Annotated in this window: 20 protein-coding genes; 13 read left to right on the top strand and 7 right to left on the bottom strand. The window is 70.9% G+C overall.

Features of this window, described 5'->3' with window-relative positions; genetic code table 11:
* Position 1 precedes the first annotated feature (1 nt).
* The 5 genes from egtD (at position 2) to IW249_RS25300 (ending at position 2696) form a co-directional block, all read left to right on the top strand.
* Complete coding sequence (gene egtD / locus IW249_RS25280) at positions 2–967, top strand: L-histidine N(alpha)-methyltransferase (protein WP_196923037.1); 966 nt, start codon at positions 2–4, stop codon at positions 965–967.
* Between the two features lie 217 nt (positions 968–1184).
* Complete coding sequence (locus IW249_RS25285) at positions 1185–1772, top strand: TMEM165/GDT1 family protein (RefSeq protein WP_196923038.1); 588 nt, start codon at positions 1185–1187, stop codon at positions 1770–1772.
* Positions 1773–1811: 39 nt separating this feature from the next.
* A complete protein-coding gene (locus IW249_RS25290; protein WP_196923039.1) occupies positions 1812–2174 on the top strand; it encodes a DUF1622 domain-containing protein in 363 nt (120 codons plus the stop codon).
* Entirely contained in the window at positions 2171–2494 is a 324-nt protein-coding gene (locus tag IW249_RS25295; protein WP_196923040.1) for a hypothetical protein, read from the top strand. The genes IW249_RS25290 and IW249_RS25295 overlap by 4 nt, the downstream gene beginning before the upstream one ends.
* 4 nt (positions 2495–2498) lie before the next feature.
* Complete coding sequence (locus tag IW249_RS25300) at positions 2499–2696, top strand: hypothetical protein (RefSeq protein WP_196923041.1); 198 nt, start codon at positions 2499–2501, stop codon at positions 2694–2696.
* Positions 2697–2807: 111 nt separating this feature from the next.
* On the opposite strand, the gene nhaA is transcribed toward IW249_RS25300, so the two are convergent.
* Positions 2808–4166 (bottom strand): Na+/H+ antiporter NhaA, encoded by a 1359-nt coding sequence (nhaA, locus tag IW249_RS25305; RefSeq protein ID WP_196923042.1) that lies wholly within the window; start codon positions 4164–4166, stop codon positions 2808–2810.
* Between the two features lie 337 nt (positions 4167–4503).
* Here nhaA and IW249_RS25310 point away from each other — a divergent pair, with 337 nt between their 5' ends.
* Positions 4504–5967 (top strand): tyrosine-protein kinase domain-containing protein, encoded by a 1464-nt coding sequence (locus IW249_RS25310; protein ID WP_196923043.1) that lies wholly within the window; start codon positions 4504–4506, stop codon positions 5965–5967.
* Here IW249_RS25310 and IW249_RS25315 read toward each other — a convergent pair.
* Entirely contained in the window at positions 5948–6502 is a 555-nt protein-coding gene (locus IW249_RS25315) for an arsenate reductase/protein-tyrosine-phosphatase family protein (protein ID WP_196923044.1), read from the bottom strand. The two genes, IW249_RS25310 and IW249_RS25315, sit on opposite strands and share 20 nt — an antisense overlap.
* Before the next feature lie 168 nt (positions 6503–6670).
* Here IW249_RS25315 and IW249_RS25320 point away from each other — a divergent pair, with 168 nt between their 5' ends.
* The 4 genes from IW249_RS25320 to IW249_RS25335 all read left to right on the top strand — a co-directional run bounded on the left by IW249_RS25320 (position 6671) and on the right by IW249_RS25335 (position 11764).
* Positions 6671–7936: a glycosyltransferase family 4 protein gene (locus tag IW249_RS25320; RefSeq protein ID WP_196923045.1), complete on the top strand. Its 1266-nt coding sequence runs from the start codon at positions 6671–6673 to the stop codon at positions 7934–7936.
* 85 nt (positions 7937–8021) lie between these two features.
* Complete coding sequence (locus IW249_RS25325) at positions 8022–9800, top strand: DUF4012 domain-containing protein (RefSeq protein WP_307788701.1); 1779 nt, start codon at positions 8022–8024, stop codon at positions 9798–9800.
* 13 nt (positions 9801–9813) lie between these two features.
* A complete protein-coding gene (locus IW249_RS25330; protein ID WP_196923047.1) occupies positions 9814–10443 on the top strand; it encodes a hypothetical protein in 630 nt (209 codons plus the stop codon).
* Between the two features lie 763 nt (positions 10444–11206).
* Positions 11207–11764: a hypothetical protein gene (locus IW249_RS25335; protein ID WP_196923048.1), complete on the top strand. Its 558-nt coding sequence runs from the start codon at positions 11207–11209 to the stop codon at positions 11762–11764.
* Positions 11765–11853: 89 nt separating this feature from the next.
* On the opposite strand, the gene IW249_RS25340 is transcribed toward IW249_RS25335, so the two are convergent.
* A complete protein-coding gene (locus tag IW249_RS25340) occupies positions 11854–13293 on the bottom strand; it encodes an MFS transporter (protein ID WP_196923049.1) in 1440 nt (479 codons plus the stop codon).
* A gap of 85 nt (positions 13294–13378) precedes the next feature.
* A complete protein-coding gene (locus IW249_RS25345; RefSeq protein WP_091397890.1) occupies positions 13379–13615 on the bottom strand; it encodes a hypothetical protein in 237 nt (78 codons plus the stop codon).
* A gap of 147 nt (positions 13616–13762) precedes the next feature.
* Here IW249_RS25345 and IW249_RS25350 point away from each other — a divergent pair, with 147 nt between their 5' ends.
* Positions 13763–14923 carry a geranylgeranyl reductase family protein gene (locus IW249_RS25350; protein ID WP_196923050.1) on the top strand — a complete coding sequence of 387 codons (1161 nt, stop codon included), beginning with the start codon at positions 13763–13765 and terminating at the stop codon, positions 14921–14923.
* An 84-nt stretch (positions 14924–15007) separates the two neighbouring features.
* Complete coding sequence (locus IW249_RS25355; RefSeq protein ID WP_167362358.1) at positions 15008–15181, top strand: hypothetical protein; 174 nt, start codon at positions 15008–15010, stop codon at positions 15179–15181.
* A 54-nt stretch (positions 15182–15235) separates the two neighbouring features.
* On the opposite strand, the gene IW249_RS25360 is transcribed toward IW249_RS25355, so the two are convergent.
* Positions 15236–17029, bottom strand: coding sequence for a bifunctional metallophosphatase/5'-nucleotidase (locus tag IW249_RS25360; RefSeq protein ID WP_196923051.1), 1794 nt, complete (start codon positions 17027–17029; stop codon positions 15236–15238).
* Positions 17030–17214: 185 nt separating this feature from the next.
* Between IW249_RS25360 and IW249_RS25365 the strand changes: the two genes are divergently transcribed.
* Positions 17215–18117, top strand: coding sequence for an SDR family oxidoreductase (locus tag IW249_RS25365; protein WP_196923052.1), 903 nt, complete (start codon positions 17215–17217; stop codon positions 18115–18117).
* A gap of 39 nt (positions 18118–18156) precedes the next feature.
* Here IW249_RS25365 and IW249_RS25370 read toward each other — a convergent pair whose 3' ends face one another.
* Positions 18157–18816: a nucleotidyl transferase AbiEii/AbiGii toxin family protein gene (locus IW249_RS25370; RefSeq protein ID WP_307788702.1), complete on the bottom strand. Its 660-nt coding sequence runs from the start codon at positions 18814–18816 to the stop codon at positions 18157–18159.
* Entirely contained in the window at positions 18813–19154 is a 342-nt protein-coding gene (locus IW249_RS25375) for a hypothetical protein (RefSeq protein WP_091400038.1), read from the bottom strand. The genes IW249_RS25370 and IW249_RS25375 overlap by 4 nt, the downstream gene beginning before the upstream one ends.
* Between the last annotated feature and the right edge of the window lie 180 nt (positions 19155–19334).

Here is a 19334-nt window from a genome sequence, read left to right on the forward strand (position 1 = left end):
GATGACAGCGGAACCCCTGGAGATCTACCTCGAAGAGGGTGACCTGGAGCGCGGCCTGCGCGACGACGTCCGGGCCGGGCTGAGCGCCGGGCAGAAGTGGCTGCCGCCGAAGTGGTTCTACGACGCCCGGGGCAGCGAGCTGTTCGAGGAGATCACCCGACTGCCCGAGTACTACCCGACCCGCGCGGAGCGGGCGGTGCTGGCCGGGCACGCTTCCGACATCGCGGCGTTGACGGGGGCCAAGACGCTCATCGAGTTGGGCTCCGGCTCGTCGGAGAAGACCCGGCTGTTGCTGGACGCCTTCACCCGCCGGGGCGGGCTGGGCACGTTCGTCCCTCTCGACGTGTCGGTCAGCGCGCTGCGCGGGTCCACCGCCCAGATCGCCGCCGACTATCCCCGCCTGCGGGTCCGGGGCATCGTGGGGGACTTCACCCGGCAACTGGACCGGCTGCCCACCGGCGGCCGGCGGTTGGTGGTGTTCCTCGGCGGCACCATTGGCAACCTGTTGCCCGCGGAGCGGGCCGCGTTCCTGGCGGCGATGCGCGCAGCGCTGGAGGTCGGCGACTGGCTGTTGCTCGGCACGGACCTGGTGAAGGACCCGTCGGTGATCGTGCCCGCGTACGACGACGCCGCCGGGGTCACCGCCGAGTTCAACCGCAACGTGCTGCACGTGATCAATCGGGAGTTGGGTGCCGACTTCGACCCGGCCGCCTTCGAGCACGTCGCCGTCTGGGATCCGGACCACGAGTGGATCGAGATGCGGTTGCGGGCGACCCGGCCGATGAGCGTGCGGGTGCTGGGGCTGACCGTCGACTTCGCGGCGGGGGAGGAGCTGCGTACGGAGGTTTCGGCGAAGTTCCACCCGGAGGGGATCGCCGCGGAGCTGGCTTCGGCCGGCTTCACCACGGAGGAGTTCTGGACCGACCCGGACGGGCTCTTCGGCGTGACGTTGGCCCGGGCGCGGTGAGCCTGTTCACCCGGCGCGGCCGGGCCGGACGGTGATCCGATAGGCTGATCACGCGAAGGGGAGTAGCCCCCAATGTCGTGGTCGACATACTGGTGCGTTCCGCATCCGGCCACGCGGCCCCGGTTCTCTCGGGGCGGGCGAGACCTTCGACTCAGGCTGTTGCAGCCGGGTCGAGGGCGCCCCTGTACCTCCTCCCGGCGTGAACGGGAAGGACGTCATGGAGGGATTTTTCGCCGCGCTGGTCGTCAGCTTCGGCGTCATCTTCGTCGCCGAGCTGGGGGACAAGTCCCAGCTGATGGCGCTGACCTTCGCCACGCGGTTCAAACCGATCCCGGTGCTGATCGGCATCACTGTCGCCACGGCGGTGGTGCACCTGGCGTCGGTCGCGATCGGCGTGGGTCTCGGGGCGGTGCTGCCGACCGACTGGATCTCTCTGGTGGCCGGCGTGGCGTTCCTCGGTTTCGGCGCGTGGACGCTGCGCGGCGACAAGCTCACCGAGGAGGAGAAGCGCAAGGCGGAGAAGACCAGCAAGACCGCGATCGTGGCGGTGTCGGTGGCGTTCTTCCTCGCCGAGTTGGGCGACAAGACGATGCTCGCCACGATCACGCTCGCCACCAAGTACGGCTGGTTCGGCACCTGGCTCGGCTCCACCATCGGCATGGTGGCCGCGGACGCGCTGGCCATTCTGGTTGGCCGGATGCTCGGTCGGCGTTTGCCGGAGAAGACCATCAAGTACGGTGCCGCGATCCTCTTCGCCATCTCCGGTCTCTGGCTGATCCTGGAGGCGGTGAATGAGCTGACCTGAGCGCCGACTAGCTGCCCCGTGGGCGGGTAACGGCCCGGGGTGGAGCCGGCCGAGTTGTTGCGCCAGGGCGACCAGGTGCTGGTGGCCGTGGTGGAGGTGGCCGGCGCGCTGGTGATCTTCGTTGGCGCGGTGTGGGCGGCGGTGCGGTTCGTGGTCGAGGGGGTGCGACACCGCAGCGCCGCCCGCTTCACGCCGATCCGGCTCTCGCTGGGTCGCTTTCTGACCCTCGGCCTGGAGTTCCAGTTGGCGGCCGACGTGCTGCGCACGGCGGTGTCTCCGTCGTTCACGCAGATCGGCCAACTGGCCGCGATCGCGACGATCCGAACGGCGTTGAACTACTTCCTGGGTCGCGAGATCCGCCAGGAGCAGCGTCAGGTGGCCGAGGGGGAGCGCCGGCCGTGACGGCCGTCCTGGTCACGGCGGTGACCGCCCTGGCGTTGGTCACCGGGGTGATCACCACGCTCAGCACCGGGGCGCTGCGCGTCGGCGTCCGGGTACTGCTGGACCTGCTCACAGCGGCCGGCCTGCTCCGGCTCGCCGGCGATCCGGGTTGGAACGGCCTGGCCGGCGCTGTCGCGATCATCGCCCTGCGTCAGCTGCTCGGGGCGGCGTTGAGCGGCGCACCGCCATGGTCCGGCCGACAATCCCCGGCGCGCTGCGCCGAGGACGATCACCACCTACCGTTGGCGTCGACAGGTGAAACCGGGAAAGCGGGAGGATGACCACATGGGCCGGCACGACGAACCCAACGAGTACGGCTTCGCCGGCGATGGCACCGCTCCGGAGCCGCCGCCCGGCGGGAAGGCCGATGAGCAGGATCGCGCCGAGGCGGTGGCGGTGCCGGGCGACGACCTGACCGGGCCGACGGCCGATGCGTTGGCCGAGGAGACCGAGGACCTGCCGCCCGCCGACCGTCGCCGCTGAGCGCAGACCCGCGCGGTTGGTGCCCGGCGCGGCCCGCCGGCGAGACCGCACTCGCCGGCCGGGCGGCCGCCTCGGCGTCCGGTGCGTGCCGAGCCCGCGCCGCCGGGGCGGTCAGCGGGCGTCGGGGTGCTGGTAGACGTCGGGTACGCCGTCCCCGTCGGCGTCCAGCCGCTCCCGTTCGGCCACCAGCCGGTACGCCGCGTTGCGGCGGGCGAGCACCATGGCGGCCAGCCCGGCGGAGATCACCGAGCCGAGCAGCACTGCCGCCTTGACCCGGTCGTCGGCCGTGCTGCCCGCCCCGAAGGCCAGGTCGCCGATGAGCAGCGAGACGGTGAACCCGACGCCGGCCAGCAGGGCGATGCCGAGCAGGTCGGCCCAGGTGATGTCCTCGTCCAGTTCGGCGCGGGTGAACCGGGCCAGCAGGTACGTCGAGCCGAAGATGCCGATGCTCTTGCCGAACACCAGGCCGGCGACGATGGCGATCACGATCGGGTCGCGCAGCAGGGCGCCCAGGTCGGTGCCGCGCAGGGTGACCCCGGCGGCGAACAGGGCGAAGATCGGCACTGCGACGCCGGCCGACACCGGTCGCCAGCGATGCTCCAGGCGGGCGGCGAGCCCACCCTCGCCCGCCTCGGCACTGGCGGTGGCTGGCTGGCCGCCCCCCTTCGGTCGACGTGCGAGCACCGGGACCGTGAACCCGAGCAGGACACCGGCCACCGTGGCGTGCACCCCCGAGGCGTGCATCAGTGTCCAGGCGGCGATCGCGAGGGGGATCAGCGCCCACCACCAGGTACGCCCGCGCTGCACCAGCGCCGCGAAGAGGCCGATCGCCGCCAGGGCGGCGAGCAGCGGAACGGGATGGAATTCCGCGGTGTAGAAGATCGCGATGATGGTGATCGCGAACAGGTCGTCGACCACCGCGAGGGTGAGCAGGAATGCGCGCAGGCCCTGGGGCAGATGTGAGCTGACCACCGCGAGCACGGCGAGCGCGAAGGCGATGTCGGTGGCGGTCGGAATTGCCCACCCGCGTAGGCCCTCCCCGCCCGCGCTCAGCACCACCCCCACGTAGATCAGCGCCGGCAGCAGCATCCCGCCGAGCGCGGCCGCGATCGGCAGGGCGGCCCGGCGCGGGTCGCGGAGGTCACCGGCGACGAACTCCCGTTTGAGCTCCAGGCCCACCACGAAGAAGAAGATGGCCAGCAGGCCGTCAGCCGCCCAGGTGGCCAGATCCAGGTCGAGGTGCCAGGGCGCGCCGGGCCAGGGCACGACGTCGCCGAGCCGCGTGTACGAGTCGGACCACGGCGAGTTGGCCCAGACGAGCGCGATCACGGCGCCCGACAGCAGCAGCGCGCCGCCGACGGTCTCGGTACGCAGCACGTCGGCCAGGTGCCGGGCCTCCGGCCAGGACGAGCGGGAGAAGAGCCGGATCTTCGGGGGACGCGGCTTTGAGGGTGGGGTGCGGGAGGTCATCTACGGGCTCACCTATAGGGGTCGGGACGGCAGGGATCCACTCGCCGACCAGACTTCCCGGCACACCGTTGTCGACCCTATCCGCCGGCGGGGTCGTCGGCGACCGCTGGGCCGATCGGACGCCATCCGGTCGGCCCTGGACTTTTCCCGGGTGTCGCCGCAGCCGAATGGACGTTTGTCGGGTTGGTCATGCGGGAGCAGATCTCGCTACCGGAAAATAGATAACTCCGGACATAAGCCGTATGAGCCGCTTTAATGGTTTCACGAGTTTAGAGACGACCTTGGGGGTTTTCGTGAAGTTCTTTGCCGTAACCGGACCGGCACGGGGGCGCTCCTGATGGACCTGCTCCGCCAATTGCGCCACGTGCGTCGGCACTGGTGGGTCGCGCTGGTCACGGTCATGGTGGCTCTCGGCGTCTCGGCGTTCCTGACCGTACGGGCCCAACCTCGCTACGTCGCCTCGGTGACCTTCTTCGTCACCACCCCCAGCACCGGCGTCACCGACGCCTATCAGGGTGGCCTCTTCCTCCAGCAGCGCGTCAAGTCGTACGCCGACCTGCTCAGCAGCGACCGGCTGGCGCAGAGCGTGGTGGCCGAGACCCCGGTCGGCCTCACCGCGGACGAGGTGCAGCGCCGGGTGAGCACCTCCACCGAGACGGGCACCGTTCTGCTGCGGGCGTCGGTCACCGACACCGACCAGACCCGCGCGTTGCGCGTGACGGAAAGCCTCGCCAACAAGTTCGTCGAACTCGTACAGAAGGTGGAGACGACGCCGGAGGGCAAGACGCCCATCAAGATTGAAATGGTCAGTGGTCCGCGGGTCAGCGCCGACCCCGTCTCGCCACAGCCGGTCCGCAATCTCACCCTCGGTGGCCTGGTCGGCCTGATCCTCGGCATCGGTCTGGCGATCCTGCGCGGCGTCGCCGACGTCCGACTGCGCGACGCGGCCGGCCTGCAACGCGCCACTGGCAGCCCGCTGCTCGGTGAGATTCCGTTCGAGGCCAACGCCCGCAGCGCCCCGCTGATCGTGGGCGACGCGGCGACCTCGGCGCGCGCCGAGGCGGTCCGCAAGCTGCGGACCAACCTGCGCTTCGTGGACGTCCACGAGCCGGCCCGGGTCATCGCGGTGACCAGCGCCCTGCAGGGCGAGGGCAAGACCACCCTCTCCTGCAACCTGGCCATCGCGCTGGCCGAGGCGGGTTGGAGGGTGCTGCTGGTCGACGCCGACCTGCGCCGCCCGAAGGTCGACGACTACCTGGGCCTGGACGCCGGCGTCGGCCTCACCGACGTGCTCGTCGGCGACGTGAAGGTGGGCGACGTCGTACAGCGCTGGGGAGACAAGTCGTTGCTGGTGCTGCCCAGCGGGTCGGCCCCGCCGAACCCGAGCGAGCTGCTCGGTTCCAAGGCCATGTCGGACCTGCTGCTGGCGCTGCGGGAGTCGGCGGACATCGTGATCATCGACACCGCGCCGCTGCTCGCGGTGACCGACGGTGTGGTGGTGGCCGTGCAGGCCGACGGCGCACTGCTGGTGACCCAGCAGGGCCGTACCTCACGGACCCAGGTCGCCGCGGCGGCCCGGTCGCTGCACTCGGTCTCGGTCCGGCTGCTCGGCTGCGTGCTGAACATGGCCAAGGTGGCCAAGGCCGAGGCGTACCAGTACGAGGCCTACCGGGTGGTCGCCTCGACCGCCGAGACGTCGGTGCCGGCCGACCGGGCCGCGTCCGGCCGGCACAGCGCGACCGCCGGCGGGGTCAACGGTGTCCCCGACCACACCCAGGAACTCACCCGGCTGCCCCGATGAGCGCGGCGAGGGGTCGCAGCGACCGTTCGATCTCCTCGGCGCAGCGTCGGAAGTCGGCGGGAGTACCGCCGATCGGGTCCCGAAGGTCGTCCTCGTCCGGGGCGGCGGGTTGCAGCCGTCCCCGGGCCTGGGCGGCGGCGGCGATCGCCGCCCGCAACGGGTCGTCGGCCGAGTCGGCGGGCGGCTCAGCCGCGGCGGCCAGCCGGCCGAACTGGCGCAGCGTGAATGTCCGGTGCAGCGCTCCCGGCGCCAACGCGGTGCAGACCGAGCGTTGGCGTCGGGTCGCGGTCAGCACGAGCGTCGCGTCGACCAGGTACTCGGGGCGCAAGCCCCGGGTCCGGAACGCCGCCGGGTCCGCGCCGCTCTCGGTAGCGACCTCCATGGCGTACGGGTGCATGGCCAGGCCGTCGATCGCGTCGGTGCCGGCGCTGGCCACCTCGACGGGTCGGTCGGCCAGCAGCCGGCGGGCCAGGTACTCGGCCATCGGCGACCGGCACAGGTTGGCGTGGCAGACGAACAACACGCGATCAGCCATCGGTGCCCCTCTCATCGGTACGGACACGGGCGCTCGCACCGTGGGGGCGGTGCGTCGACGCCGGTGGCCGTGCGGTGAGGGGTTGTCGGCATCGTACGCGGGCCGGGCACGCGTCGGTCGTGGTGCCGCGCCGGCCGCCGGCGATCCCTCCGGGACGGGGGCGTACCGGTGAAGATCGGCATTCTCTCGTACCACTTCCCGCCCGAGCCGGCGTTCATCCCGGGGAGCCTCGCCGAGGAGTTGGCCGCGCGGGGGCACGAGGTACGGGTCCTCACCGGCTTTCCGGACTACCCCGGCGGGCACGTCTATCCCGGTTGGCGGCAGCGGTGGTACCACGAGACGCACAGCCAACGCCTGAGCGTCCGGCGGGTGCCCCGGTATCCCGGGGGCGCCGCCTCCGTCGGCGGCCGGATGGCCAGCTACCTCTCCTTCGCCGGCAGCGCGGGGCTGGTCGCACGCCGGTTCCTCGGCGACGTGGACGCGCTCTACGTCTTCCAACTGCCGGCGACGACGTTCGCCGCCGCCGCTGTGCTCCGGTTGCTCGGGCGGGTGCCGGCGGTGCTGCACGTGCAGGACGTCTGGGCCCGGGACGGCGCGGATGAGGGCGGCGAGGGGCGCTGGGCGGCGCGGATGGGCAGCGCGATGTCGCGGATCTACCGCACCGCGGCGCGCATCGCGGTCGCCGCGCCCTCGATGCGGGACCTGGTGGTCGCCGCCGGCGCCGACCCGACCCGGGTCCGACTGGTGCTGAACTGGACCGACGAGCGGATCTTCCACCCGGCGACGCCCGGCGCGGCGGCCCGCCAGCTGGTCCGTCGGGACGGTCGGTGCGTGGTGATGCACGCCGGGACCATCGGCGCGCGGCAGGGGCTGGAGACGGCGGTCCGGGCGGCGGCGGCGCTGGACCGGACGATGGATCTGGTCCTGGTCGGTTCGGGCGCGGCGGAGCGGCGGGTGCGGGGGCTCGCCGCCGAGTTGGGCGCGGAAAACGTCCGCTTCCTGGAGCGGCGCTCGCCGGTGGACATGCCCGAGCTGTACGCCGCCGCCGACTACCAGCTGGTCATGGTGCGTGACCTTCCGGAGCTGCGCGGCACGGTGCCCGGCAAGCTCCAGGCCGCGCTCTCCTGCGCCGCACCGGTGATCGCGTCGGCCGGCGGCGACACGGCCGAGCTGGTCGAACGGGCTCGGGCCGGGTTGTCCTGCCCACCGGAGGACTGGGCGGCGCTGGCCGACCGGTTCTGGTTGGCCGCCACCATCCCGCCGCCGACCCGCACCGAGATGGGTCGGCGGGGGCGGGCCGCGTACCTGCGGGAGATGTCGCTGCCGGCCGGCGTGGACCAGATCGAACGGCTGTTGCACGAGGCGGCCGGGCGTGTCGCGCAGCCGTCACGGAACCACGAAGAAAACTCGCTAAAAGGACGACAATCGCAATAACGGTACGAACTTCCCTGAGGCGTGCTAAGAACGTCAGGGAAATCGACCTTCTGTCCGATTCCGCGAACGGGAGTGTGGTGTGACGGTGAGTGAACGACCGATCCGGCGGCGGAGCCGGTCCCGGCGTCGTCGGCGGGCCCGACTGCGACGGGCCCTCCTTGGCGCCCTGGTGGTCGGCTCGCTGCTGCTGACGACCGGCGGGTGGATCGGCTTCCGCGGCTGGCAGGCGCGCAACCACCTGCTCAATGCCGCTGGCCTGGCCCGAGAGCTGAGCGCCCAGATCGTCGGTGGGGACACCGACCGTGCCCTGCGGACGCTCGCCGCCCTCCAGGAGCAGGCCGGCGCTGCCCGCACGGCGACGGCCGACCCGAGTTGGCAACTCGGACGACGTACGCCGCTCGCCGGCGACGACCTCGACGCCGTCGCGCAGATCGCCGTGGCCATCGACGAACTGGCCCGACATGCGTTCCCGACCCTGCTCCGGACGGACCTGGCCAGCCTGGTGCCGTCCGGCGGCCGGGTGGACCTCGCCCGACTCGCCGCCGTCTCCACGCAGCTGACCGGGGTCCACGAGTCGGTGCAACGTACCCGCCAGAACCTGGCGGCGGTGCCAGCCGACAGCCTGGTCAGCCAGATCCGGCAGGCGCTGACCGACCTGCGCGACGAGATCGACCGATTGGCCAGCCTCACCACGGCCGCCGACCAGGGAGCCCGCCTGCTCCCGCCGCTGCTCGGCGCGAACGGCCCACGCCGCTACCTACTCGTCTCGCAGAACCTCGCCGAGCTGCGCGCCACCGGCGGCATGTTCGGCGCGTACGCGATGATCGAGGCGGAGAACGGCAAGGTGAAGATGGGTAAGCAGGGCAGCAGTGCCTCGCTCGGCCGGTTCACCCCGGCGGTGAAGGTGCCCGCCGAAACCCGAGCCCTCTGGACGGACCTGCCCGGCATCTATCCCGCCGACGTCAACCTCTCCCCGCACTTCCCGACCGCCGCGACGCTGTACCGCGAGATGTTCCGCCGCAAGACCGGCACCACAGTCGACGGGGTGCTCGCCGTCGACCCGGTGGTGCTGTCCTACCTGCTCAAGGCGACCGGTCCGGTGCTGGTGCCCGGCGGTGTCCCGCTCGCCAGCGAGAAGGTCGTGCAGACCCTGCTCAACGACAGCTACCAGCGCCTCGACGTCAAACAGCAGGACGACTTCTTCGCGGCGTCGGCCGCCTCGGTGTTCGACACCTTCTTCAAGAAGAATGTCAACCCACGGGTGTTGTTGTCCGCATTTGACCGTGCTATCACCGAACGCCGGATATTGTTCTGGAGTGCCCGACCTGAGGAACAGCGGACATTCGGCGAGAGCCGGATGGCCGGGACGCTTCCGGAACAGGACACCGTGCCGACTGTCGGCGTGTTCCTCAACGACGGCAGCGGCGCGAAGCTCGGCTACTACCTGCGGCCGACGGCGAACCTGACGGTCGGCGAATGCCGGTCGGACGGCCGCCGTGAGCTCCGGCTGCGGGTGACCCTGCGCTCAACTGCACCGAAGTCCGGACTTAGCGAATCCGTTCTCGGCCTCGGTCTGGCTGGCGATCCGTACACCGCCCGCACGTTGGTGTCGATCTTCAGCCCGGCAGGTGGAGCGGTGCTCGAGGCCCGACTGGACGGGGCCGAAACGGCGCTCGGCAGCGGCACCGAACGCCGCCGCCAGGTGGCGACGGCCAGCGTCGACATCGGCCCCGGTGCCGAGAAGGCGCTGGAAGTCACGGTGCTGACGGCCAAGACCGGCGTCGGGCAGGCCGAGCTGTGGCTGACCCCCACCGCTAGCCCCTGGACCACCCAAGTTCATTCCGCACCAAGCTGTGATCAGTAGGAGGGAACCAATCATGCGGCTATCCCGCATCATCATGGCGCTCACGGTCGGCCTGGCCGTGGTGGCCGTGCCGACGGCAGCGGGGGCGGCACAGCCGCAGCCGACGCCCAGCGCGACCACCGACCCGCCGCAACCGCCGCCGTACCCGCCGACCACCGCGTCGTTGACCGTCAACCGTCCGACGATCTACCTCGGCGAGACGGTCGTGCTGACCGGTACCAACTTCGGCCCGAACGAGACCGTCGACATCACCGTGACGGTCACCCCGTTCGCCGCCCCGGCTGGCGGTGCGGCTCCGGCTCGCCGCAGCGACGGCAGCACCGTGGCCATGGCTCCGGTGGCCTACCAGGCGAGCGCGCCCTTGCACTTCACGGCCTACACCGACGGCCAGGGCCGCTTCACCAAGCACTACAAGCCGTCGGTGACGGGTCTGCTGACCTTCACCGCCACGGGCCGGGAGTCCGGCCGTACCGCCTCCACCGAGCTGCGGGTGCTGCACAAGAAGCAGCCGCTGCCCGTCACGGGTGACAGCCTCGGCACGCCCATGAAGCTCGGCGGCGGCCTGGTCGGCGCCGGAGCGGTCATGCTGCTGCTGACCCTGGCCTGGCGTCGCCGCCAGCGCTTCGGTGGTGCGGCGCTCTAATCCACACCATCGGGCTGTGCCCGGATCGCACTGAAGCTGGCGCCCGTCGGAACACTCCGACGGGCGCCAGCCTGTCCGTTTTGCAGGTTTTATGCGGTCAGCCCAATGGTGATCGACTCGCGTTTCATGACGTCGGGGTGTCGGGGAGTCCGGGACACCCCGACTTCCGTGAACCCGAGTGGATCACCCGGTGAGGGGCGATTCGACGCCGTACGTCCGGCACTGTGTGGGCGGTCTGTCCGATGGTGGGTGCTTGTGGGTTGTGACCGGGTGTACCGGTGGGCTGGAATCATGGCCGGGTCGGGGTCGTTGCATACCCTGACGATCGCAGCACCACCCGGCCCGCCGCCCCGCCCGACGGGGCTGGTGGCGCAGGTTGGAATGCCGGCCTCCGCCCGGTCGTTAGAGTCCCCACGAACGACCGCGGGCACCGCCACGATGAGGGTGCCGGCAGGTGGGCCACCCCGGAATCACCCCGGCCCCCGGGTCGTTGCAGTCCCCACGAACGGCCGCAGGCGCCGCCACCACAAGGGTGCGCCGATGGATGGGCCACCCCGGAATGACCCCGGCCCCCCGGTCGTTACACAGGGTCCCGGCGCCACGAGCCCTCCGGCTCGCGAGGTCGCCGACCTGACGCCCGACAGGGCGTCACCCCCCAGACTTTTCCCCTTTGTTTGTTGCAGCGCCGGACGAGGTGCTCACACCCTGCCGCCGCCCCCTGTTGGTGGTGCGGGTGTTCCTACCCCCGAAGGAGCTACCCCTCATGAACACGATTTTCCGTAAGAGCATGTTGTCTGTTGCTGGTCTCGCGTTCGCCGGTGGTGTGTTCGCCGGTCCGATCGCCGCCCACGCCGCCACCCCGGTGGATGCCAAGCCCGTCGCCGTGGCCGTGCAGGCGCCGAAGCCGCAGGGCGAGCAGTCCCACATCGGCCTGAATGATGAGCAGACCGCCAACGTCAAGGCGATCATCGCCGCCACGAAGAAGGCCGGTCTCCCGGAGCGGGCCGCGGTCATCTCGATCGCGACGAGCCTGCAGGAGTCGAAGCTGGAGAACCTCGGCCACCTCGGCGATATGAATGACCATGACTCGCTGGGCCTGTTCCAGCAGCGCCCCTCCAGTGGTTGGGGCACCCCGGAGCAGATCACCAACCCCGAGTACTCGACGACTGCGTTCCTGAAGGGTCTGAAGCAGGTCGACGGGTGGCAGGACATGGCCCTGACCGACGCCGCGCAGACCGTCCAGGTCTCCGCGTACCCGGACGCGTACGCCCAGTGGGAGCAGCAGGCCACCGACCTGGTCGCCCAGCACTGGAACAGCTGACCCACACCACCGCACGGCAAGACCACAGCACCACACCGACCGCTGGCCGGCACCCGCAACCCGGGGTGCCGGCCAGCGGCGTACCCCGGTCAGGTTTTGTGGTTGTGGCTCCGCCAGATATCGATCAGCGCGGTGATCAGCGCGAGCGCGATGATGCCGGTGGCCAGCATGAGGGACTGTTCGAAGGCGGTGGTCCAGTCACCGCGACTGTCGGCCAGCGTCGAGAAGAACAGCGAGCCGACGGCGGCGATACCGGCGGCGGCACCGATCCGCTGACCGGTCTGGAGCATGCCCGCGCCGCTACCCGCCTGCCCGACCGGCACCTCGGAGAGGGTGATCGTCTGGTTGGGGGCGATCACCAGCCCGCTGCCGATGCCGGCGATGAGCAGCGGGCCGGCGGTGACCCAGGGCGCCGGGGCGTCCGGGAAGAGGCGTAGTGCGATCACCGTGGCGGCCAGCCCGATCACCACGGTGAGCAGTCCGATGGCGACCAGTGGTCGGCCGAAGCGGTTGACGATGCGGCCACCGAGTACGGCGGCGGCCGCCGAGCCCAGGGCGAAGGGGGTGATGGCCAGGCCGGCGACGAGCGCACTGTAGCCGACGCCCATCTGCAGGAACAGGGTGAAGATGAAGAAGATCGCGGTGAAGCCGCCGAAGTAGACGAGCGCCAGGATCGAGCCCAGGGTGTACGACTGGAAGCTGAACAGTCGAAGGTCGAACAGGGGCTGGTGCTGACGTGCGTACCGTCGCTCCCAGAGCCCGAAGGCGACCAGCACCGCCAGGCCGACCGGGATGAGCGCCCACTTCCAGGGGGTCCGCCACTGCTGCTCCTGCACGAGTGGCAGCAGGACGAGGACCACTCCGACGCCGAGCAGCAGGACGCCGAAGGGGTCGAGTCGGTGCCAGCCGGGTTGACCGGTGGGGCGGCCGGGCAGCAGCCGCCAGCCGAGGATCACCGCGAGGACACCGACGGGCACGTTGACGAAGAAGACCCAGCGCCACCCGTGTTCCTCGCCGCCGATGGCGATGAGCAGCCCGCCGAGCAGCGGCCCGACGGCGGTGGAGATGCCGATGGTGGCGCCGAGCAGCCCGAACGGGCGGGCCCGTTCGGGCCCGCGGAACAGTTGCTGGATCAGCCCGATGACCTGCGGGTTGACGATGCCGGCGGCAGCGCCCTGCAGCAGACGGGCGATGACCAGCCAGGTCGGGGAGGTGGCGAGGCCGGCGAGCGCGCTGGTGATGGTGAACAGCGCGATGCCGAAGACGAACGCGTTGCGCCGGCCGCGGGCGTCACCGAAGCGGCCGGCGGGCACCAGCGCCAGGCCGAAGGTGAGCGCGTACCCGGAGAGGATCCACTGCAGGTCGCTCGACGACGCGTGCAGCGCCCGGTCGATCGACGGCACGGCGACGTTGACGATGCTCACGTCGAGCAGCGTCATGAACGCGGCGACAAGCCCGACGCCGACGGCCTGCCAGCGGCGTCGGTTCTCGGCCGCGGTCACCGGCTGCGGCGTCTGCGCCGCGCTCATCGTGCCCCCCGTCGACCCTCGGTCATCCATGGTTGACCGCTACCCGGGTCTTCGGGGGGCGAACCGTGCCGGCTGGTTCCGTCGGTCACGCCATTTGGCGGGCGCAGAACCGGGGACCGAAGTCGAGGCCGGCCATCGGTGAATCCTCGCGGTGCAGCAGGCCCTTCTCGGTGAGCAGGTGCAGGGGACTGCCCACCTGCTCCGCGGTCAGCCCGGACTCCTCGGCGATCAGGTCCGGGTAGGGCACCTGCCCGCGTGCCTCAAGGGTGGTGACCGCCTGGTACACCCGTTGCTCGGCCTCCGACAGTTGCACCTGCTGCATGGTTCCTCCTCTGCTCGTCCGCCACTGCGGTGGCGGTTGCCGTGCGCCGGTTACCCCCTCGGTGCCCGAAGATGCACACCCGATCGGGCGGTCGCGGCGGCGGGCGGGTCCGGCGGTCGCCGCGGGGCGGTGCCCTAGGCTGCTTCCGTGATCGTTTGGGATCTCGTCGTCGTCGGCGCTGGCCCCGCGGGGCTGTCCGCGGCGCACGCCGCTGCCCGTGCGGGCGTCTCCACCCTGGTTGTCGAGCGAGCCGTGCACCCGCGGTACAAGACCTGTGGCGGTGGTCTGATCGGCACCTCGCTGGCGGCCGTCCAGGATCGGATCGAGGTGCCCGCGCACGACCGGGTGGACCGGGTGACGTTCACCCGCGACGGCCGTCGGGAGTTCACCCGCCGCAACGACAGCCCGGTGGTGACGATGGTGCGCCGGGAGGAGTTCGACGACCGGCTGCGCGCGGCGGCGGTCGCCGCCGGCGCGCAGCTGCGGGAGCGGGTCGCGGTCCGCGCGATCGAGCAGGACCCCGAGGGGGTACGCCTGCGGCTGGCCGACGGTACGACGATCGCGGCTCGTGCCGTGATCGGGGCGGACGGTTCGTCGGGGGTGACCGGCCGGCACGTCGGGGTGCGGTACCGGCAGGTGGATCTGGGTCTGGAGTTGGAGATTCCGGTGCCGCCCGCCGAGCAGGAGCGGTGGCGGGGTCGGCTGCTGCTGGACTGGGGCGACATGCCGGGCTCGTACGCCTGGGTCTTTCCCAAGGGTGACCGGCTGACCGTCGGCGTGATCGCCGGTCGGGGTGCGGGGGAGGGGACCCGCGAGTACCTGCGACGGTTCGTCGACCGGTTGGGTCTGACCGGGTTGCCGGCGGAGCACGACTCCGGTCACTTGACCCGTTGCCGCGCGGAGGATTCACCGTTGCGCAACGGCCGGGTGCTGGTCGTGGGCGATGCGGCGGGGCTGCTGGAGCCGTGGAGCCGGGAGGGCATCAGCTTCGCGTTGCGCTCCGGGGAGTTGGCCGGGGCGGCGGTCGCGGGTGGTGATCTGGCCGGGTACGAGCGGGCGGTGGCAGAGCGTCTGCTGCCGGAGATGCGGGCGGGGTTCCGGCTGCTCGACGTGTTCACCCGCCGTCCGGACGTGTTCCACGCCCTGTTGGCGACCCCGCCGGGCTGGCGGATGTTCGTGCAGTTCTGCCAGGGGCGGGCGAGCTTCGACGAGATGCTCCGCCGTCGCCCCATCCGGGCCGCTCTCGCGGTGCTCGACCGGTTGTCCCAGCCATCGCTCCAGGCCACCACCGCTCACCCAGGATCCTAGGACGCCTTACAGGGTGTGCGGGCGGCTACTGGCGCCGACCGATCCGGCCGCAGGACAATCAGGGCGGAGCAGGAGGAGGCGCTGATGACCGAGCAGCCGTTCACCGACGACGAGTACGCGTTTCTGCGCCACGCGCGGTTCGGGGAGTTGCCGCCCGCCGTCCGTCCCGACGAGCGGGTGGCCCTGACCGAAACCGATCCCGGGCGCGACCGGCCGGAGGAGTCCGAGGACCCGATCCGCTGGAACGTGCAGGGCTGAGAACGCGCGACGGGCCGCGGGTGTCGCCACCCACGGCCCGTCGACGGTGTGCGATCAGAAGACCGGCACGCCCTCGCGTACCAGTCGCCAGTTCTGCTGGAAGAAGTCGGCCGGGTCGATCGTCCCCTTGGCCTGAGCCCAGTCGATGAGCAGCTGGCGGATCTCCTGCTGCGCGTTGTAGACCTGGGTCTTCACGATGCCGGGGAAGTTGCCACCGCCGCTGCGCCGGTAGTTGTTCACCGCCATCACGAACTGCGCGTTGTCCGCCACCGGAGTGTCGGTGCCGGCCAGCACCAGGCGGGTGATCCGCTGCCCGACCGGCTTGGAGATGTCGATGTCGTAGTCCAGGCCGGAGATCACGTCGTAGTTGTAGTCCGGCACCGCCGGCGAGTCGCTGATCTGCTCCGGGTCGACCGGGGCGCCCGGGGCGAGGGTCCGGAAGTACTTCGCCGAGTACTCCAGGTAGGTGCGCACCTCCGCGCCGCTGAGCACGACCGCCTCGAGCGTGTTGTCGAAGACGTAGAGCCCTGCGATGTCACGGATCTTCACGTCCCCGGCGGGGAAGACCGCGGTACGGCTGAACGGCGAGGCCTGGGACAGCACCGGCAGGTCGGCGTACTGCGTGCCGGCCAGCGCCTTCGTGACGGTCTCCGCCTGGACGTGGTTGATGAAGTCCAGGATGGGAGTGTCCTTGTACCTGGATTCCACTGTGGACATCTCGACGGTGGCCTGGGCCACCACCTGGTTCACGTACGCGATGGTCTTCTGGTGCTGGGCCCGCACGGCGGCGAGCACCTTCGGGTCCTCGACCACCGTGTTGGTGTTCAGCATGGTGGCGGCCTTCTTGGTGATCGTCCACCGGCCACGCTCACGGGAGAGGGTGAAGTCCATCCGGGTGAGCCGCTGGCCCCACTTCGACGGCTCGGAGAGCAGCACCTGCGTGCCGGTGCGCTCGTTGGTGACGAACCGCTCGACCACCTCGTTGTGCGCGTGACCGAAGAGAATCGCGTCGATCCCCGGCACCTGCTGGGCGATCAGCGCCACCGGGTTCTCGTTCGGCAGCTCGGGGCCGTAGCTGGAGGTGCCGCTGTCCCCGCCGTGTGCCGAGATCAGCACGAGGTCCGCGCCGCGGGCCCGCATGATCGGCACCCACTTCGCGGCGGTCGCGATCATGTCGTCGAAGCGCAGCTTGCCCTCGACGTTGCCCTTGTCCCAGATGGCCACCCCGGGGTTGGTCAACCCCAGGATGCCGACCCGCAGGGTCGGCGCGGCGAAACCGAGGGAGACCTTCTTGATGACGTACGGCAGGAAGGCCGGCTTGCCGGTCTTCGCGTTGACGGCGTTCGCGGCGAGCGCCGGGAAGCCGAGCTGACGAATCCACAGGTCCAGCAACGGCAGACCGTAGTTGAACTCGTGGTTGCCCAGCGTCACCGCGTCGTAGTCGATGACGTTCATCGCCCGGGCCATCGGGTGCTTCTCCCCGGTGGCGGTGATCGGCTCCTGCTTGGCGTAGTACGTGGCCAGCGGCGTGCCCTGGATCGTGTCGCCGGCGTCGAGCACCAGCGTTGCCTTGCCGCGCCGCTCCCGGCGGATCTGGTTGATCAGAGTCGCCAGCTTCGCGACGCCGATGTCGTTCTGCTTGCTGTCGTCGTACTCGGCGTCGCGGTAGTAATCCCAGTTGTAGACGTTGCCGTGCGTGTCCGACGTGCCCAGGAGGGTGAGGTCCCAGGTGCGCGGCCGGGCCGCGCCGGCCGCCTGCGCGGGCGCGGCGGCGATCAGCGGAGCGGTCGCCGCGGCCGCCGCGGCGACGAGCACCTGGCGGCGCGACGGGCCGGAGGGAGAGGTCATGACGTGCCTTTCCATGGGGGTGGACGCGCCTCGTGAGCGCCTTGCGCACCATAACCAGCACCGGTCGCTCCCGCCACGCCAGCCCCGGCTGTTGCAGCGGTTTCCGCAGGCCGCCGCAGGGTAGGGCGGACACTGACGACATTCGCGGGAGAGCCCCGCTTCCCGCGCGCAGCGAGGAGATTTCAGTGAGCGAGGACCAGCACACCCAGCAGGACCCGACCAGCCAGTACGGCCAGCAGTCCGGTCAGCCCGCCCAGCAGCAGTCAGCGCCCGGCTCGACCCGGGAGATGACCCCGAAGCCGGACCACGGGGAAGAGTCGTACCGGGGCAGCGGCAAGCTCGACGGCAAGCGGGCGCTGATCACCGGCGGTGACTCGGGGATCGGCCGGGCGGTCGCGATCGCCTTCGCCCGGGAGGGCGCGGACGTGCTCATCTCCTACCTCGGCGAGGAGGAGGACGCCGACGCCCGCGAGACGATCCGGCTCGTCGAGGCCGCCGGCCGGAAGGGCGTCGCGGTACGCGGTGACATCACCGACGAGGCGCACTGCCAGGAGTTGGTCGATCGGGCGGTGCGGGACCTGGGCGGCCTCGACATCCTGGTCAACAACGCGGCGTACCAGATGTCGCAGGACAAGGGGATCCTCGGCATCAGCACCGAGCAGTTCGACCGGGTGTTCAAGACCAACCTGTACGCAATGTTCTGGCTCTGCAAGGCCGCCATCCCGCACCTGGCCGAAGGGTCGGCGATCATCAACACGTCGTCGATCCAGGCGTTCGACCCGTCGCCGCAGCTGCTGGACTACGCCACCACGAAGGCGGGCATCGCCAACTTCACCAAGGCCCTCGCCGCAGACCTGGCCGAGCAGGGCATCCGGGTCAACGCGGTCGCGCCGGGCCCGGTCTGGACGCCGCTGATCCCGTCCACCATGCCGGAGGAGAAGGTGAAGCAGTTCGGCACCGACACCCCGGAGGGGCGTCCCGGGCAGCCGGCTGAGCTGGCGCCCGCGTACGTCTTCTTCGCCTCGCAGGAATCCAGCTACGTGACGGGCGAGATCCTGGGGGTCACGGGCGGTCGACCGACCAAGTGATCCGTCGCCGGGTGGGCGTCCGCCGAGATGCCCACCCGGTCAGCGTGGCCAGGCGGCGAAGCGTTTCCGGATCTCGGCGACGTCGGCGGCGCCCAGACCGTACCGGCCGAAGCGCTGGTCGGAGAGCCGATCCAGGTAACGGCCGGCGGCGCGCACGTCGTCCGGGTCCAACGCGGGGTCGACCTGCCGTGCCAGCACCAACAACTCGGTCACGTCGTAGTGGTCGAGCGCCGCGGCCACGTCGATGAAGTCGCGGACCTCCCGCCGGTTCACCAACGCCGCGATCTTGTTGGCTACCAGGTCACGGACGTCCATCACCGGGCCGAGGTCCATCACCACCGGGCTCTGCTGGCGGTCCAACCGGGCGAGGCTGAGCCGGATCTGCCGCCCGTCGCGGCTCACCACGAAGTCCTTCATGTCCTGCTCGTACCCGTCGAACAGTTCGGCCAGCTCACTGTCCGGGTCGGCGTCGCTGACGAGAAACCCGGCCCGCTCCAGGGCCACGCGCACCCCGGCGGACGCCGCCGCCGCGGCACCCTCCACGTCCGCGAAAAGGTCGACGTCCTCCGTCGGTCGGGCGACCAGCCCGTGTGCCGCCCACGCCACCCCACCACCCAGCACGAACCGGTACGGCCCGGCGGCGGCCAGCGCCACCCGGGCCACCTCCCGGTAGAAGTCGTGCAGATGAGGTTGGATCACGCCGCGCGCAGGCCGCGGTGCCGGCTCTCCCACGCCTGGCGTACGCCCCGAGGCAGGTTGAGCAGCCGCCACACCCGACGCAGCGTCCGTCCGTTGATCAGAGCGCGCAGATCGTCGGCCCGGGTGGTCTCGCGAAGCACGTTCTCGTACATCCAGAGCAGTTGATCAGGGTCGCCGAGGTCGAAGGTGCGCTCGGCGTTCCACATCAGCCGTACCGGGAGCTCCACCACACCTCGCGTGGGGCCGGCCAGCTCAGCGAGCGTCCGCGCCACCACAGCAGGGCGACCCGGGCGGGCCAGGAAAGCCACGCCGGTCGCGGTGGGGGAGACGGCCTGCATGGTGTCAGGGTAACGCCCACCAGAGCCCGTGTCGCTCAGGTCTATCCCAACGCGTTGCTCAAGCCGCGCCAGCCTGGCCGTCATCGCCCCGAAGGTTGTCCGTTTTGCGCTTGGTGATGCGGTCAGCGCATTGCTGATCGAGTCGCGTTTCATGAAGTCGGGGTGTCCTGGCGTCCGGGA

Source organism: Micromonospora vinacea, from assembly GCF_015751785.1.
Classification (GTDB): Bacteria; Actinomycetota; Actinomycetes; order Mycobacteriales; family Micromonosporaceae; genus Micromonospora; species Micromonospora vinacea.